The following is a 15,030-nucleotide window of genomic DNA, read 5'->3' as shown; positions in this document are numbered from 1 at the left end:
CACGGTGAGCTCGGGGTGCGGAGCCACCGTCGGGCCTCAGAGGACGCCGAGCTCCGTCAGCTGCTCCGAGATGCCGGCGCCGTCGGGTGCGTAGACCCACGGCGTGCCGCTCGTCTCTGAGCGGTCCTGCGCCTTCGAGCGCCCGCCGGCCAGCACGGCCTCACCGGTCGAGAGCTGCCGGATCGCGATGGCCGCCACCCGGTCCGGGTGCTCGTTCGCGAAGTCGGCGTAGATCTCCTCGTCGTGCTGGCCGTCGTCGCCGACCAGCAGCCAGCGCACATCGGGGAACTCGTCGGCCAGACGGCGGAGGTTGACCTCCTTGTGCTGCTTGCCGCTGCGGAACCAGCGGTCGTGCGTCGGCCCCCAGTCCGTCAGGAGGAGGGCGCCGGCCGGGTAGAGGTGCCGCGAGAGGAAGCGGGTGAGTGCCGGTGCGACGTTCCACGCTCCCGTCGAGAGGTAGATGACGGGCGAGCCCTCGTGCTGGCGGGCGAAGCGGTCGAGGAAGACCGCCATCCCGGGGGTGGGCATCCGTGCGTGCTCGTCGAGCACGAAGGTGTTCCAGGCCGCGATGAAGGGGCGGGGGAGCGCCGTCACCATGACGGTGTCGTCGACGTCAGAGACGATCCCGAGGCGTGCCTCCGGCCGCACGATGAACACCGGCGCCGCGACGGGCTTCGACCCGGCCGTGGAGAAGGTGATGGTGTGCCAGCCGGGGGAGAGCGTGATCGGCAGATCGGCGTCGACCACACCGCCGCGATCGGCGGTCACCCGGTGCTGCTGCCCGTCGACCTCGACCGAGACGACCGCCCCGCTGACGAACACGCTCGTGAAGCTGCGCCAGCCGCGCACGCCCTCGACGGGGCGCACCTCCTCGACGCCCGGAGGCGTCGGAGGCGTGTAGAGAACGCGGGCGAGAACCCGCAGCTGCTCGGTCGTGCCGTAGCCGGTGTAGGGGATCACCCGCGGGACATGCCCCTTCCGCCGCACGCGACGCATCCGGAAGGCGTGGAGTCGGTCCTCGAGGCGGGCGGCGCGGTGCATGACCTCGGCCTTGCCCGGGCTCAGGGGCTTGCTCTCGGGCGTCAGCGGCATCCGTCCAGTCTGTCAGATGCCCGCACCCCCGCGGATCGCGCTCTCACGAGTGCCGCGGCCGGGTTCGCGCCCTCTCGGCTCAGGCCGGCTGGATGAGCTGCGGCCCGTTCGCCGAGACGGAGCCGACCGCGGCTCCGACGGTGCGCACGTCCAACTCCTCGGCGAGCTCGGCGGCACCCTCGGCCGCGGCTCGGAGCAGGTCGCCGTCGCCCGTCGAGCCTGGATCGAGCCAGTCCTCGATCAGCTCGGGCTGGAGCAGCACAGGCATCCGCTCGTGCACGTCGGCGACCGCACCGGAGGAGGGCCGCGTCAGGATCGTCGCCGAGAGGAGCCAGGGCGCGCCCGGCTGCGAGGAGCGCCACCACTCGTAGAGTCCGGCGAAGAGGACGAGCGACCCTTCACCGGGCGACACGTACACCGGCGATCTCGCGCCGTCCGCGGCGATCCGCCACTCGTACCATCCGGAGGCCGGGACGATGGCCCGTCGAGCGCTGTACGACTCGCGGAAGGACGGCTTCTCGGCGACCGATTCGATCCGCGCGTTGATCAGCGGCGCCCCGGCCGAGGGGTCGGCGGCGGAGCGGGGCACGAGCCCCCAGCGGGCGCCGGCCAGCCTGCGGCGCGGCGGGCTGCCCTCCTCCACGCCCTTCATCGATTCGGCGACCACGGCGATCCGCTGGGTCGGCGCGATGTTCCAGGAGGGCTCCGGCAGGTCGGCGCCCGGCTCGTCGATGTCGAAGAGGGCCACCAGGTCGGCGGCGGACTGCGAGAGGACGAACCGTCCGCACATGGGTACTCCTGAGGTGCTGTGCTCGGTCTCCGCCGATTCCGAGCGATGAAAACGAGGGACTTTCGATGAAATGACGCCGATAGTCGATCAGCGTGCGTACGATTGTAGGAACCCCGATCGAAGGAGCCCGCCGTGCCTCTTGGAAATCTCGTCGACCGCCCTTTCGGCGAATCGCCCCAGGTTCGCAACGAACCCGTACAGGTGCGCAGCGCCGCCAGGCTCGCTTCCCTCCTCGATGCGGCGGCCGCCGTCGTCGATGAGGTCGGCTTCGACCGCCTCACCACCGCGATGGTGGCCGAGCGGGCGGGAGCCGCCATCGGCACCGTCTACCGCTACTTCCCCGACCGCATCGCCGTCCTCCAGGCCCTGCGCGAGCGGGCCCTCGAGCGCTTCCGGCGGAGGGTCATCACCGGGATCCGCGACACCCAGCCGAACAACTGGTGGGGGGCGGTCGACTGCGCGATCGACGCCTTCTGCGAGATGCACCGTCATGAGCCCGGCTTCCGCTCGATCCGCTTCGTGGACACGATCCACGCTCCCGAGGTCGCGGGCGAGGCTTTCGAGGCCGGCTTCTTCGCCCGCCGCTTCGCCGAGATCCTCGCCTCCGAATACGGTCTGCCGGGCGGCGCCCAGCTCTCGTTCCGGCTCGAGGTGACCATAGAGGTCGCCGATGCGCTGCTCACCCGCGCCTTCCTGATCGATCCGAACGGCGACCAGCGGTTCATCGACGAGAGTCGCGCGCTGCTCCGCAACTACATGACCGCCTACTACGGCGACGTCGACGAGGGCTAGCGTCCGCTCGGCTTAGCTCTTTCCGCGGCGTCCCGCAACACTCCGCCGTCCAGGTTGGCAGGCGGCTCCAATTGGTGTTTTGCTGGCCACCGGGTTCCGATCGGCGCCCGACGGGTCGAGGCGGTGCCGACGGGCACGGCCCGGCGCAGGAGCGACGCAGTCGCACCGGAGGGCGCGGACGCTGAGGCGGGAGCGGGCTCCGGAGCGGGGCGCGCGCAGGAGCGAGGGCAGCACGGTCGTGATCGAATTCCGCGGAGTCAGCAAGCAGTACCCGGACGGCACGCGTGCCGTCGACGACTTCTCGCTCGTCCTCCCGTCTCGGCAGACCACGGTGTTCGTCGGGTCGTCGGGTTGCGGCAAGACGACGATCCTGCGGATGATCAACCGCATGATCGAGCCGACGTCGGGCACGATCGAGATCGACGGCGAGGACATCTCGTCGCTCCCCGCGGTCGCCCTGCGCCGGCGGATCGGCTACGTGATGCAGAACTCGGGTCTCCTGCCGCACCGGCGGGTCGTCGACAATATCGCCACCGTGCCGCGCCTCACCGGCGTGGCCAAGAAGACGGCCCGGGCCCGCGCCCTCGAGCTGATGGACACGGTCGGTCTCGACCGTTCGCTCGCCACTCGATATCCGAGCCAGCTCTCGGGCGGCCAGCAGCAGCGCGTCGGAGTCGCGCGCGGCCTGGCCGTCGACCCCAACATCCTGCTGATGGACGAGCCGTTCGGGGCCGTGGACCCGCTCGTGCGCGCCGACCTCCAGCGCGAGACGCTCCGCCTCCAGGACGAGCTCGACAAGACCGTCGTCTTCGTGACCCACGACATCGATGAGGCGTTCCTGCTCGGCGATCAGGTCGTCATCCTCGAGAAGGGCGGCCGGATCGCGCAGAAGGGCACGCCCGCCGAGATCCTCGCCCGACCGGCGAGCGAGTTCGTCGCCGGCTTCGTCGGCGCCGATCGCGGCAAGCGCTCGCTGCGGATCGAGGAGCACGACGGCGTGCGCGTCGTCGTCGACGGCGATGGACGTCCGACGGGGGTGCTGCGAGCGCAGGACGGTCCCGCCGAGTGAACTGGGTCGTCAACAACACGGACGCGATCGTCGCGAACCTGCTGGCGCACCTGGCCCTGTCGGTGCCGCCGATCGTCCTCAGCTTCCTCGTCTCCCTCCCGTTCGGCTGGTTCGCGAACCGCTACCGCTGGAGCCGTGGCGCCCTCCTGACCGGCATGGGGGTGCTGTACGCCATCCCGTCGCTCGCGATGTTCATCCTGCTGCCGGTGCTGCTGGGGATCCCGCTGCGTTCGACCGCCAACGTGATCACCGGGCTCACGCTCTACGGGGTGGCCCTGATGGTGCGGACGACCTCGGACGCACTCGGAGCCGTCTCGGAGGACGTGCGTCAGTCGGCGACCGCGATGGGCTACTCCGCGTGGGCGCGCTTCTGGCGGGTGGAGTTCCCGCTGGCGGGACCGGTGCTGCTCTCGGGCTTGCGCGTGGTGACGGTCAGCACCGTCAGCCTCGTCACCGTGGGCGCCGTGCTGGGCATCCAGAGCCTCGGACTGCTGTTCACCGACGGGTTCCAGCGCGGGATCACCGGTGAGATCGTCACCGGCATCGTGCTCACGATCGCGCTGGCGCTGGTGCTGGACGCGCTGCTGGTCGTGCTGGGGCGCCTCCTGATGCCCTGGACCGCGGTCGACCGGGTGCGCCGTGCGCGGCGACCGGTCGTTGTCGAGACGGCGGTGACGACGTGAACCTCCTCGCCGACGCGCTCGCCTGGATCGCCGATCCGGCGCACTGGACCGGGGTCTACGCGATCCCGACCCGCGTGGCTCAGCATGTAGGCATCAGCCTCCTGGTGCTGGTGATCGCGGCGGCGATCGCTATCCCGATCGGCTACCTCATCGGGCACACCGGGCGGGGCAAGGGCCTCGCCGTCCCGCTGGCCGGCGGCCTGCGCGCGCTGCCCACGCTCGGCGTGCTCGTGCTCGCCGCGATGAGCCTGGGCCTCGGGCTGGGTGCTCCGGTGATCGCCCTGGTCGTGCTCGCGATCCCGTCGGTGCTCGCCGGCGCCTACTCCGGTCTGGAGGCTGTCGACCGGCGCACGGTCGATGCCGCCCGCGCACTGGGCATGACGGAGTGGCAGATCCTCGCGCGGGTCGAGATCCCGCTCGGGCTGCCGCTCCTGATCGGCGGGCTCCGCTCGGCGACGCTGCAGATCATCGCGACGGCCACCCTCGCCGACTACATCGGGGCGGGCGGGCTCGGCCAGTACATCTTCCGCGGAGTGAAGTCGGGCGACTACCCGCAGATGCTCGCGGGCTCGATCCTCGTGATCGTGCTGACGCTGCTCAGCGAGGTGCTGTTCGCCGTGCTCCAGCGGCTCGCCGTGCCCCGCGGAGTCGTGCTCGGACTGGCCGGCACCGCCGGCCGTACAGGTTCCCGCGCCTCGTCGCCCCGACGACGCGCGGTGATGGGAATCCCCATCGAAGAAGGGAAATAGCAATGTTCACAGCACATTTCACGAAGGGCCGTGTCGCGCTCAGCGCACTCGCGGTCGGTGCCGTGGTGGCACTGGCAGGGTGTTCCTCGAGCGATCCGCTCGATGAGGGATCGGGTGCGACTGCGGGCTCCGAGACCATCGTGGTCGGCTCGCAGGACTACTACTCGAACGAGATCCTCGCCGAGATCTATGCCCAGGCACTCGAGAACGACGGCTTCACCGTCGATCGTCAGCTGCGCATCGGCCAGCGCGAGATCTACCTGCCCGAGATCGAGAGCGGATCCATCGACGTCTTCCCGGAGTACGACGGCAGCCTCCTCCAGGCGCTCCAGCCCGATGCGACGGCCACCACCGCCGACGACGTGTACACCGCGCTGGGTGAGGCCCTGCCCGACGGCCTGCGCGCCCTCGACGCGGCCGACGCGAGCGACCAGAACTCGTACACCGTCACCCAGGCCTTCGCCGATCAGTGGAAGCTCACCGACATCGCGTCGCTGAAGAACGTCACCGATCCGATCGTCCTGGGTGGCAACTCCGAGCTGCAGACCCGCCCCTACGGACCCGAGGCTTTGCAGTCGAAGTACGGCATCGCGACGACCTTCCAGGCGATTGAGGACAGCGGCGGATCGACCACCGTCGACGCGCTCACCAGCAATCAGATCCAGCTGGCGAACATCTACACCGCCGACCCGAACATCCAGAAGAACGACCTGGTCGCGCTCCAGGACCCGGACGGCCTGTTCGTCGCGGACAACGTCGTGCCGATCGTGTCGAGCAAGATCACCGACGACGCTGCCGAGGTGCTGAACGCGGTCAGCGCGAAGCTCACGGCGGAGGACCTGGTCTCGCTCAACTCCGAGAGCGTCAACGAGCAGAAGTCCGCGTCGGCCATCGCCGGCGAGTGGCTCAGCTCGGCCGGTCTCGTCGGCTGAGCGTCGCCGCTCCCGGGTGGAGGCGCGTCACTCGTCGAGGTGACGCGCCTCCGCTCTGCTGAGGAGCTTCTTGCCCAGCAGCACGAGCAGGGCGAACACGACGATCACGGCGACGAACACGTAGCCGGCGCCGTGCAGGCTGTCGGAGAGCTCGCGATAGCTGCCCGCGGCGGCCGCGCCCACTCCGACGTAGGCGCACGACCAGAGCACGCAGGCCGGGATCGTCCAGGCCATGAAGGTCCGATAGCGCATGCCGCTCATCCCCACGGTCAGCGGGATCAGTGAGTGCAGCACGGGTAGGAAGCGCGAGAGGAACACGGCGATCCCGCCGCGCCGGGCGAGGTAGCGCTCGGCCCGCAGCCAGTTCTTCTCGCCGAGGCGGCGGCCGAGGCGCGATGCGCGGATCCGGGGTCCGAACAGGCGGCCGAGTGCGAAGCCGACGGACTCGCCGCAGAGAGCGCCGACCACCACGGTGATCGCGAGGGCGAGGAACTGCAGCGGGCTGGTCACGCCGGTCGCACTGACGATCACGACGGTGTCGCCCGGAACGATCAGCCCGGCCAGGATCGTGGTCTCGAAGAAGATGGCGAGTCCGGCGAGCAGCGTCCGCCACACGGGCGGGACGCTGACGACGGCGTCGAGGATGCCGGTCAGCGCGTCGTTCACGAGCTGACCTCTGGGCACGTTCGGCCACCGACGGCACGGCTCGGGATGCTCGGCATGGCTCGATCGTACGGGCGCGCGGCTGGGCGGGGGCAGGGCTGCGCCCGGGAGGCCGGTGGGTGGCGCGGCGGCCGGATCGCGGGCTGCTACTCGAGGCCGGGCAGAACCACGGCGCGCACCGCCTCCGAGAAGCGCGCATAGCCCGCGTCGTCGAAGTGCAGGCCGTCGTCGACGAAGAGGGAGCCGTCGACGGCGCCCTCGGGCGTGAGCAGGGCACCGGCGGTGGGCACGAAGGTCACGCGGTCGTCGGTCTCGGCCCACGCTCTGATCGCGCTGTTCGCGGCACGCACCTCGTCGCGGACTGCGGCGCGGGCGGGGGTCTCGGCGATCTCGATGTAGTAGAGCGCGGCGTCCGGAGCGACCTCCTCCAGCCGCTGGAGGTACTCGACGACCGCTTCGGCCGTATCGGCGCCACTGCGGGAGTCGGCCTCTCCGCTGATGTCATTGGCCCCCACGTAGGCGATCACCGCGCGGGGGTCGAAGGGGGCGACCATCTGGTCGAGCCAGGCGAGGTGATCGGCGACCGTCGTGCCGCCGATGCCGATGTTGTACGTCTCGAGTGGGCGCAGGTCTTCCTTCGAGGTGGTCCAGCGGCCGATCGTCGAGCTGCCGGTGAGGACGACGCTGTCCTGCGGGTACCCGGCCGCGAAGCGCTTCTCGAGTCCGGCGATCCGCTCGGCCATGTCGACGGAGGAAGGGGCGGGGGAGGAGGGGCCGGCGTCTCGTCCTGTGTCACGGGAGCCGAGAGCGAGCGCGGTCGCCACGACCGCGAGGAGCACCGCAGCGGCGGTCAGCCCCACCACGAGGGGGCGGCGGCGCGACTCACGAGGGCGGCCGGTGGTCGTCTCTGGGCTCATCCGTCGATCATCGGGCATCGGGGCGGTCGCGGGCAGCCCCTGCGGACGCGCGGGTCGTACATCCGCCGCCCGAACATTCACTCGAGACTTCACAGGAGATGCACAGGCGTGCAACACTGGCCCATCGCCTCCGCCACTGTCGTCGCCGGCCGACTCATGACGGACGACTACGGACGAGGTTTCATGGCACGCGCACGCATCACCTGGGTGGACACCGCCAAGGGCATCGCGATCGTCCTGGTCGCCCTCGCCCACTCGGTGCAGTGGACCACGACAGCGGGTCTCGCGCCGGACGCGTGGAACGACATCAACCTGCTGCTCATCACGTTCCGGATGCCGCTGTTCTTCCTCGCGTCCGGCCTCTTCGCCGGATCGGTGCTCAGCCGCACCTGGCCCGAGCTCTGGCGGTCGCGCCTGAGCCTGCTGGTGTGGACGTTCCTGCTCTGGTCGGTGGTGCGCTTCGTGTTCTTCCTGGTCGTGCCCAATCCGGGCGGGACGGACGAGTCCGACCCGGTGGCGCTCCTCCTCCAGCCCGTGATGCCGCACAATGGCCTCTGGTTCCTCTACGCGCTGACGATCTTCTTCGTGCTGGCCAAGCTGGCCAGAGGCCGGGTCGATTGGCGGGTGCAGATCGGTCTCGCGACCGCGATAGCCGTGGTCTGGTACGCGGTCCGCTCCACCACCTCGGAGGGGACGGGCAACATCGCCTGGGACGGCATGGCCCGCTACCTGATGTTCTTCCTCCTCGGCCTGCACCTGCGGTCGGCCGTGATCGCCTTCGTCGAGCGCCGCGGGATCGTCAGCGGACTCGGCTTCGGCGTGCTCTTCCTCGTGCTCGCCGGCGGCATACTCGCTGTTCGCGGGCGCTTCCCTCTGCTCACGGTGGGCCTGGTCGTGGTCAGTGTGCTGGCGGTGCTCGCCGGGCTGATCGTCGCGCGGTTCCTCTCGGATCGGCGCGGCGCCCGCTGGATCACGTTCATCGGCCGCAACACGCTGCCGGTGTACGTGGTGCACGTGCTGTTCGTGTCGCTCGCCACGAGCGCTCTGCTGCTCTTCGAGGGTCAGCGCTGGCTCGATGCAATCGCCCCTGCCGTGCCGCTCGTGGTCTGCGCGGTCGGCGTCGCGGCCGCCCTGGGCTACTGGCGCCTCACCCGCGACCTCCCCGTGCTCGCCTACGGCTTCCGCGCTCCGCGCTGGTTCGCCGGCACCACCTCCCGCCTCGGCGCGCGCTGATCCGCGCCGTCGTGAACGGATTCCCACGCTAGGTTCCACGGATGTGCGGCTGGGAATCGACTGGGGACCAGTGAGACGATCCCTCAGTGCGGCGGGGCTACCGGGATCGCTCGGCGTCGAGAGGCCGGTGGACAAGGGGACGACGGAGGCGAGGGCCGCTCGGCCGCGACGACGGGGGCGAGTCGCTCGACGTCGAGAGGGTCTGTCTCGACGTCGAGCGATCGCTCGGAAGAGAGTCGCGCCGGTGGCGGAGGACACACCCCGTCAAGGGGGACTCCGGCGGGTCGCCGAGGCCCGCACATCCGCCCCAGTGCTGCGATCGGCGGTCATCGCGCGCGGCTCAGAGACCTACTCTCGGTGCTGTGAACGAACTCCTGGACCCGCTTCTGCTGTCGAGATGGCAGTTCGGTCTGACGACGATCTACCACTTCCTCTTCGTTCCGCTCACGATCGGCATGGCGCTCACCGTCGCCATCTTCCAGACCTGCTGGGTGCGCACGGGGAAGGTGCACTACCTCCAGCTGACGAAGTTCTTCGGCAAGCTCTTCCTGATCAACTTCGCGATGGGAGTGGTGACCGGCATCGTCCAGGAGTTCCAGTTCGGGATGAACTGGAGCGACTACTCGCGCTTCGTCGGAGACGTCTTCGGCGCTCCGCTCGCCTTCGAAGGGCTGCTCGCCTTCTTCCTCGAGGCCACCTTCATCGGCCTGTGGATCTTCGGCTGGGACAAGCTCCCCGAGAAGGTGCACCTCGCGACCATCTGGCTGACCACGCTCGGTACGACGCTCTCGGCCTACTTCATCATCGCGGCGAACGCCTTCATGCAGAACCCGGTCGGGTTCCGGATCAACGAGACGAAAGGCCGCGCGGAGCTCACCGACATCTGGGCACTGCTGACGAACAAAGTCGCGCTGGCCGCCTTCCCGCACACGATCTTCGCCTGCTTCATGGTCTCGGCCGCGGTGATCATCAGCGTCGCCGCCTACCACCTCTCGCGGAACCAGCACCTCGAGACCATGCGACCCGCACTGAGGTTCGGCGCCTGGATGATGCTGATCAGCGGCGGGCTGACCCTTGTGACGGGCGATTCGCTCGGCCTCGCGATGGTCGACACGCAGCCGATGAAGATGGCGTCCGCGGAGGCGCTGTACACGACTTCGACGGGGGTCGACGCCTCCTTCTCGGTCTTCACCTGGGGCACACCCGACGGGTCGAGCGAGCTCTTCTCGATCCGCATCCCGTATCTACTCTCGTTCCTCTCGACGCACACCTTTACCGGCACCGTCGAGGGCATCAACGACCTCCAGGCCCAGTACACCGAGGTCTACGGTCCGGGTGACTACACGCCGATCATCTGGGTCACCTACTGGTCGTTCCGCTGGATGATGGCGCTCGGAGTCCTCGCGATCGGCGTGGCCGCGGCCGGCCTCTGGTTCACCAGGAAGGGCCGCGAGCCGAAGCGGTGGATGTGGAAGATCGCGATCTGGGCGGCTCCGCTCCCGCTGCTGGCGATGATCGTCGGCTGGGTCTTCACCGAGATGGGCCGCCAGCCGTGGCTCGTGTTCGGGCTGCTCAAGACCGCCGACGGCGTCTCGCCCGGAGTGAGCGGGCTCGAGGTCCTGATCTCGCTGGTCGCTTTCACCGCGATCTACGGGACGCTCGCCGTGGTCGAGTTCCGCCTGATCAAGCGCGCCGCGCAGGCCGGCCCCGATGATGCTCCCGAGATCGACGAGGAGAGCGGTCGTCCGCAGCTCGTCGGCACGGTCTACTAGGAGGCAGCTGCCATGGACTCGGTCTTCTCCTTCGATCTGGCCACGCTCTGGTTCTGGATCGTCGCCTTCTTCTTCATCGGCTACTTCGTCCTCGACGGCTTCGACTTCGGGGTCGGCATGTCGCTGCCGTTCCTCGGCCGCGACGACACCGATCGCCGAGTGCTGATCAACACGATCGGGCCGGTCTGGGACCTCAACGAGACCTGGGTCATCGTCGCCGGCGCCGCCCTCTTCGCGGCGTTCCCGGAGTGGTACGCAACGCTGTTCAGCGGCTTCTACCTCCCCCTGCTGCTCATCCTGCTCGCGCTGATCGCGCGCGGCGTCTCGTTCGAGTACCGGCACCAGCGGCCGGAGACGGCGTGGAAGACCCGGTTCGACACGATGATCGTCGTCGGGTCCGCGGTGCCGGCCTTCCTCTGGGGCGTGGCGTTCGCGAACATCGTGCGGGGCGTTCCGATGGATGCCGACCACAACTACATCGGCACGGTCGTCGATCTGCTGAACCCGTACGCGCTGCTCGGCGGCGCGACGACCCTTCTGCTGTTCTTCGTGCACGGCGTGGTGTTCGTCTCCCTGAAGACAGAGGGCGAGATCCGCGAGCGGGCACGCCGACTGGCGACCAGGGCCGGTCTGCTGGCCATCGCGGTGGCCGTGGCGTTCCTCGGCTGGACGAACCTCGAGCAGGGGAGCACCGCCTCGTGGGCCCTCTCGATCGCCGCCGCGGTGACCCTCGTCGGCGGCTGGCTGGCGAACATACGCGGGCGAGAGGGACGGGCGTTCGCCCTGCTCGCCGCCACCATCGCGTTCGCCGTGCTCGCGCTGTTCACCACACTCTTCCCGGCGGTGATGCCCGCCTCGAACGTGCCCGCCTACGGGCTGACGATCGAGAACGCCTCGAGCACGCCCTATACGCTGACGGTCATGAGTTGGACCGCCCTGGTGTTCGTGCCGCTCATCGTCGGCTATCAGGCCTGGACCTACTGGATCTTTCGCAAGCGCATCAGCCGGGCGCACATCCCGGCCGACGCGCACTGAGGTGAAGCCGCTCGATCCGCGCCTGCTCCGCTACACCCGCGCGGCCCGTGTCTTCCTGCTGCTCGGCGGAGCCCTCGCGCTCGCTCGCACCCTGGCGATCGTCGCCTTCGCGTGGCTCGTGGCGCAGTTGGTCGCGGGAGCCGTCGACGGGCGCAGCGCCTCGGACCTGGCGCCGCTGCTGGCTGCACTGCTCGCCGTGGTGGCGGTGCGGGCCGGGCTCGCGTGGGCGACCGAGGTGAACGCCGTGCGCGGCGGGGTGGGCGCGAAGGCCCAGCTGCGCCGTGCGGTGCTCGCCGCGATGACAGAGCTTGGGCCGTCAGGGCGGCCGGAGGGCGGCTCGGGAGGCGCGGTCGCGCTGCTCGGCGGCGGACTCGACGCGCTCGACGGCTACTTCGCGCGCTACCTGCCGCAGTTGATCGCGACCGCGGTGGCGACTCCGCTGCTGACCCTCGTTGTGTTCCTCGCGGATCCGCTCAGCGCGCTCTTCCTGGTGGTGACCCTGCCGCTGATCCCCGTGTTCATGGTGCTGATCGGCTGGGCCACGCAGGCGGTGCAGAATCGGCAGTGGGAGCGGTTGCAGGCGCTCGCCTCCGGGTTCGTGGACACGGTCGGCGGGCTGGCGACGCTGAAGATCTTCGGCAGGGCGGAACGGCAGGCGACGCGGATCCGGGCGCTGACCGAGGACTACCGCGTGCACACGATGAAGGTGCTGCGGATCACCTTCGTCAGCGGGTTCGTGCTCGAGCTGGCCGGCTCGCTCTCGGTCGCGCTGGTCGCCGTCTCGATCGGGCTGCGGCTCGTCGACGGCTCGCTCGGCCTGGCAGTGGGGCTCTTCGTGCTCGTGCTCGCACCCGATGTGTTCCTTCCCGTGCGCCAGGTCGGAGCCGAGTTCCACGCGGCGGCGGACGGCGTGCAGGCGGCAGACCGCGCCTTCGCGGTGATCGAGCGCGCGGCGGCGCTCCCCGCAGAGGCGGCGGCGGACGCGGTGAGCGGCGACCTCGAGCTGCGAGGCCTCGCGGTCGACGACGGGCGAGGGCGGCTGCTCGCGCCGCTCGACGCGGTGCTGTCCGTCGGTTCGATCACGGCGCTGACCGGGCCGAGCGGATCCGGGAAGTCGACGCTTCTGGCCGCGCTGGCGGGCTTCGTGCCGTTCGAGGGCTCTCTGCTGTCCGGCGGGGAACCGGTGACCGGCTCCGCTCTGCGCGAGTGTCTCGCCTGGGCGGGTCAGCGACCGGACCTGCTGCCCGGCACCGTCGGCTCGAACGTCGAGCTGGGCACGCGCGCGCCCGATGCCGAGCGGGTGCGCCGAGCGCTCCGGATCGCGGGTGCCGACGTGGAGCCCGAGCGACGCCTCGACGTCGAGGGCAGCGGGCTCTCCGGCGGCCAGAGCGCTCGTGTGGCGGTCGCCCGGGCGGTGCACCGGCTGCTGGAGCGCGACTGCCGCGTGCTCGCGCTGGACGAGCCGACGGCGGCGCTCGACGAGGAGTCGGAGCGCGCGCTGCTCACCGGGCTCCGGATGCTCGCGGACCGCGGCGTGATCGTCGTGGTCGCCACCCACCGGCCGGCGACCATCGCGGCGGCCGACTCCGTGCTCGCCCTGTCCGCCGAGGCGGTCGTCCGATGAAGCGCACCGAGGTCCTCCGCGCGGCGATGCCGGGCCCGCGCCGCTTTCTCCCGGGGCTCTCCTTCGGGCTGCTGTCCGCCGCCTCCGTCGTGGCGCTGCTGGCCTGCTCGGCCTGGTTGATCGTGCGAGCGGCCGAGCAGCCGCCGATCCTCTTCCTCTCGATGGCCGTCGTCGGGGTGCGCGGGTTCGCTCTCGCGCGCGCCTTCTTCCGCTATGTGGAGCGGCTGACGGGGCACGACGCGGCCTTCCGCGCCCTCGGGGAGCTGCGGGCGGGCGTCTACGAGCGTCTGGTCCCCGTCGCTCCCGACGGTCTCGGCCGCGTGCGCCGCGGTGACCTGGTCTCGCGGGTGGTGGCCGACGTGGACGCGCAGCAGGACGTGCCGCTGCGGATCGTGCAGCCGCTGCTGGTCTCGGCCGTCGTCGCGGCGCTCTCGGTGACCGGTGTCTGGCTGCTCCTGCCGGCAATGGGTGCGGTGCTGCTGGTGCTGGTCGTCCTCGCATTCGTGGGCGGTGCCGTGGGCAGTGGGCTGCTCTCGGCGCGCGCCGACCGTGAGCTCGCCCCCCTGCGCGGCGAGCTGGCGGAACGGCTGAACCTCCTGGTCACGAGGCTCGACGTGCTGATCGCCTTCGACGCGGCCGGGGAGGCGATGGCCGATGTCGCCCGGGTGGAGGAGGCGCTCGCGCGCGCCGCCCGCCGTCGGGCAGCCTCAGCGGGTGCCGCGGCCGCTGCGCTCGCGCTCTGCTCGGGCCTCGCGGTCGGGGCGGGGCTCGCGCTGGGCGTGCCGGCGGTCGGCGACCTCGGCGGCCCGGGGCTCGGCGTGATCGCGCTGGTGCCTCTGGCCGTGTTCGAGGTGCTGGCGGCCGCTCCGCTCGCGGTGCAGTCGGCCAGGACCGCCCTCTCGAGTGCGCAGCGGCTCGCCGATCTCGACAGCGAGGCGGCGTCGCCCGCGCTCGCGACCGACGCGGACGTGGATCCGCTGGCCGCCCTGCCCACGGCGCGCGACATCGTGCTGCGCGACGTGGCCGTGCGCTGGCCGGGAGCGGCGACCCCCGCCCTCAGCGGCGTCTCGCTCCAGCTGCCGGCCGGAGCGCGGGTGCTCGTCACCGGTGGCAGCGGGTCGGGCAAGACCACGCTGGCGCACGCTCTGGTGCGCTTCCTCGACCACTCCGGCTCCTACCTCCTCGGCGGGGTGGAGGCGCGGACCCTGCCCCAGGCCGCGGTGCGCCGCGTCGTCGGGTTGGCCGAGCAGCAGCCCTACCTGTTCGACGACACGATCCGGCAGAACCTGCTGTTCGCCCGGCCGGAGGCGGACGCGGCGGTCCTCGAGGATGTCCTGGAACGGGTGGGGCTCGCCTCCTGGGTCGCCGCCCGCGGCGGGCTGGATGCGCGGGTCGGCGAGCGGGGCTCGCTCGTCTCGGGCGGCCAGGCCCAGCGGATCGCCCTGGCACGGGCGCTGCTGGCCGACTTCGACGTGCTGGTGCTGGATGAGCCGACAGCCTCGGTCGACGCGCCGGTGGCGGATGCTCTGCTGGCCGATCTGCTGCGCGCCGCGGAGGGGCGAACGGTGGTGCTGATCGCGCACCGCGTGGATCCGCGGCTCGCCTTCGACCGGCGTCTCCGCGTCGGCGGGGGGACGGTGGTCGAGGTCGACAGCGGTGAGCCGCACCGCGAGGGCTGA

14 protein-coding genes are annotated in these 15,030 nt (G+C 70.8%); 10 read left to right on the top strand and 4 right to left on the bottom strand.

The window, feature by feature from the left end:
- Positions 1–36 precede the first annotated feature (36 nt).
- Together GSU10_RS09035 and GSU10_RS09030 are read right to left on the bottom strand one after the other, a co-directional pair.
- Entirely contained in the window at positions 37–1,092 is a 1,056-nt protein-coding gene (locus GSU10_RS09035) for an App1 family protein (RefSeq protein ID WP_241972878.1), read from the bottom strand.
- A 79-nt stretch (positions 1,093–1,171) separates the two neighbouring features.
- Positions 1,172–1,882: an SOS response-associated peptidase gene (locus GSU10_RS09030; RefSeq protein ID WP_132504151.1), complete on the bottom strand. Its 711-nt coding sequence runs from the start codon at positions 1,880–1,882 to the stop codon at positions 1,172–1,174.
- A gap of 132 nt (positions 1,883–2,014) precedes the next feature.
- On the opposite strand from GSU10_RS09030, the gene GSU10_RS09025 reads away from it, so the two are divergent.
- The 5 genes from GSU10_RS09025 (at position 2,015) to GSU10_RS09005 (ending at position 6,107) form a co-directional block, all read left to right on the top strand.
- Positions 2,015–2,674 carry a TetR/AcrR family transcriptional regulator gene (locus tag GSU10_RS09025; RefSeq protein ID WP_068212221.1) on the top strand — a complete coding sequence of 220 codons (660 nt, stop codon included), beginning with the start codon at positions 2,015–2,017 and terminating at the stop codon, positions 2,672–2,674.
- 238 nt (positions 2,675–2,912) lie between these two features.
- Positions 2,913–3,743: an ABC transporter ATP-binding protein gene (locus GSU10_RS09020; RefSeq protein ID WP_068212217.1), complete on the top strand. Its 831-nt coding sequence runs from the start codon at positions 2,913–2,915 to the stop codon at positions 3,741–3,743.
- Complete coding sequence (locus GSU10_RS09015) at positions 3,740–4,426, top strand: ABC transporter permease (RefSeq protein WP_068212216.1); 687 nt, start codon at positions 3,740–3,742, stop codon at positions 4,424–4,426. Before GSU10_RS09020 ends, GSU10_RS09015 begins: the two co-directional genes overlap by 4 nt.
- Positions 4,423–5,175, top strand: coding sequence for an ABC transporter permease (locus tag GSU10_RS09010; RefSeq protein WP_068212215.1), 753 nt, complete (start codon positions 4,423–4,425; stop codon positions 5,173–5,175). Before GSU10_RS09015 ends, GSU10_RS09010 begins: the two co-directional genes overlap by 4 nt.
- 2 nt (positions 5,176–5,177) lie before the next feature.
- Positions 5,178–6,107, top strand: a complete 930-nt coding sequence (locus GSU10_RS09005) for a glycine betaine ABC transporter substrate-binding protein (RefSeq protein ID WP_068212214.1) — start codon at positions 5,178–5,180, stop codon at positions 6,105–6,107.
- Between the two features lie 27 nt (positions 6,108–6,134).
- Here GSU10_RS09005 and GSU10_RS09000 read toward each other — a convergent pair whose 3' ends face one another.
- Entirely contained in the window at positions 6,135–6,773 is a 639-nt protein-coding gene (locus tag GSU10_RS09000) for a DedA family protein (protein WP_068212212.1), read from the bottom strand.
- 143 nt (positions 6,774–6,916) lie between these two features.
- Entirely contained in the window at positions 6,917–7,687 is a 771-nt protein-coding gene (locus GSU10_RS08995) for a GDSL-type esterase/lipase family protein (RefSeq protein WP_068212210.1), read from the bottom strand.
- Positions 7,688–7,795: 108 nt separating this feature from the next.
- Between GSU10_RS08995 and GSU10_RS08990 the strand changes: the two genes are divergently transcribed.
- The 5 genes from GSU10_RS08990 to cydC all read left to right on the top strand — a co-directional run bounded on the left by GSU10_RS08990 (position 7,796) and on the right by cydC (position 15,030).
- Positions 7,796–8,920: an acyltransferase family protein gene (locus tag GSU10_RS08990; protein ID WP_068212208.1), complete on the top strand. Its 1,125-nt coding sequence runs from the start codon at positions 7,796–7,798 to the stop codon at positions 8,918–8,920.
- Positions 8,921–9,282: 362 nt separating this feature from the next.
- Complete coding sequence (locus GSU10_RS08985; RefSeq protein ID WP_068212206.1) at positions 9,283–10,692, top strand: cytochrome ubiquinol oxidase subunit I; 1,410 nt, start codon at positions 9,283–9,285, stop codon at positions 10,690–10,692.
- A gap of 12 nt (positions 10,693–10,704) precedes the next feature.
- A complete protein-coding gene (cydB, locus tag GSU10_RS08980) occupies positions 10,705–11,727 on the top strand; it encodes a cytochrome d ubiquinol oxidase subunit II (RefSeq protein ID WP_068212205.1) in 1,023 nt (340 codons plus the stop codon).
- A 1-nt stretch (position 11,728) separates the two neighbouring features.
- On the top strand, positions 11,729–13,351 hold the full coding sequence (gene cydD / locus GSU10_RS08975) for a thiol reductant ABC exporter subunit CydD (RefSeq protein WP_241972879.1): 1,623 nt from the start codon (positions 11,729–11,731) through the stop codon (positions 13,349–13,351).
- Positions 13,348–15,030: a thiol reductant ABC exporter subunit CydC gene (cydC, locus tag GSU10_RS08970; protein ID WP_132504155.1), complete on the top strand. Its 1,683-nt coding sequence runs from the start codon at positions 13,348–13,350 to the stop codon at positions 15,028–15,030. Before cydD ends, cydC begins: the two co-directional genes overlap by 4 nt.

Origin of the sequence: Rathayibacter tanaceti, from assembly GCF_009834165.1 — a bacterium.
GTDB classification, from domain to species: Bacteria; Actinomycetota; Actinomycetes; order Actinomycetales; family Microbacteriaceae; genus Rathayibacter; species Rathayibacter tanaceti.
The sequence above is the reverse complement of the archived record's forward strand: the minus strand, read 5'-3'. Positions and strand labels throughout refer to the sequence as shown.

Bases quoted from the DNA above. Each gene is read 5' to 3' on its own strand.
- cydB (WP_068212205.1), top strand. From the start codon at position 10,705: ATGGACTCGGTCTTCTCCTTCGATCTGGCCACGCTCTGGTTCTGGATC.
- GSU10_RS09005 (WP_068212214.1), top strand. From the start codon at position 5,178: ATGTTCACAGCACATTTCACGAAGGGCCGTGTCGCGCTCAGCGCACTC.
- cydC (WP_132504155.1), top strand. From the start codon at position 13,348: ATGAAGCGCACCGAGGTCCTCCGCGCGGCGATGCCGGGCCCGCGCCGC.
- GSU10_RS09030 (WP_132504151.1), bottom strand. From the start codon at position 1,882: ATGTGCGGACGGTTCGTCCTCTCGCAGTCCGCCGCCGACCTGGTGGCC.
- GSU10_RS08995 (WP_068212210.1), bottom strand. From the start codon at position 7,687: ATGAGCCCAGAGACGACCACCGGCCGCCCTCGTGAGTCGCGCCGCCGC.
- GSU10_RS09035 (WP_241972878.1), bottom strand. From the start codon at position 1,092: ATGCCGCTGACGCCCGAGAGCAAGCCCCTGAGCCCGGGCAAGGCCGAG.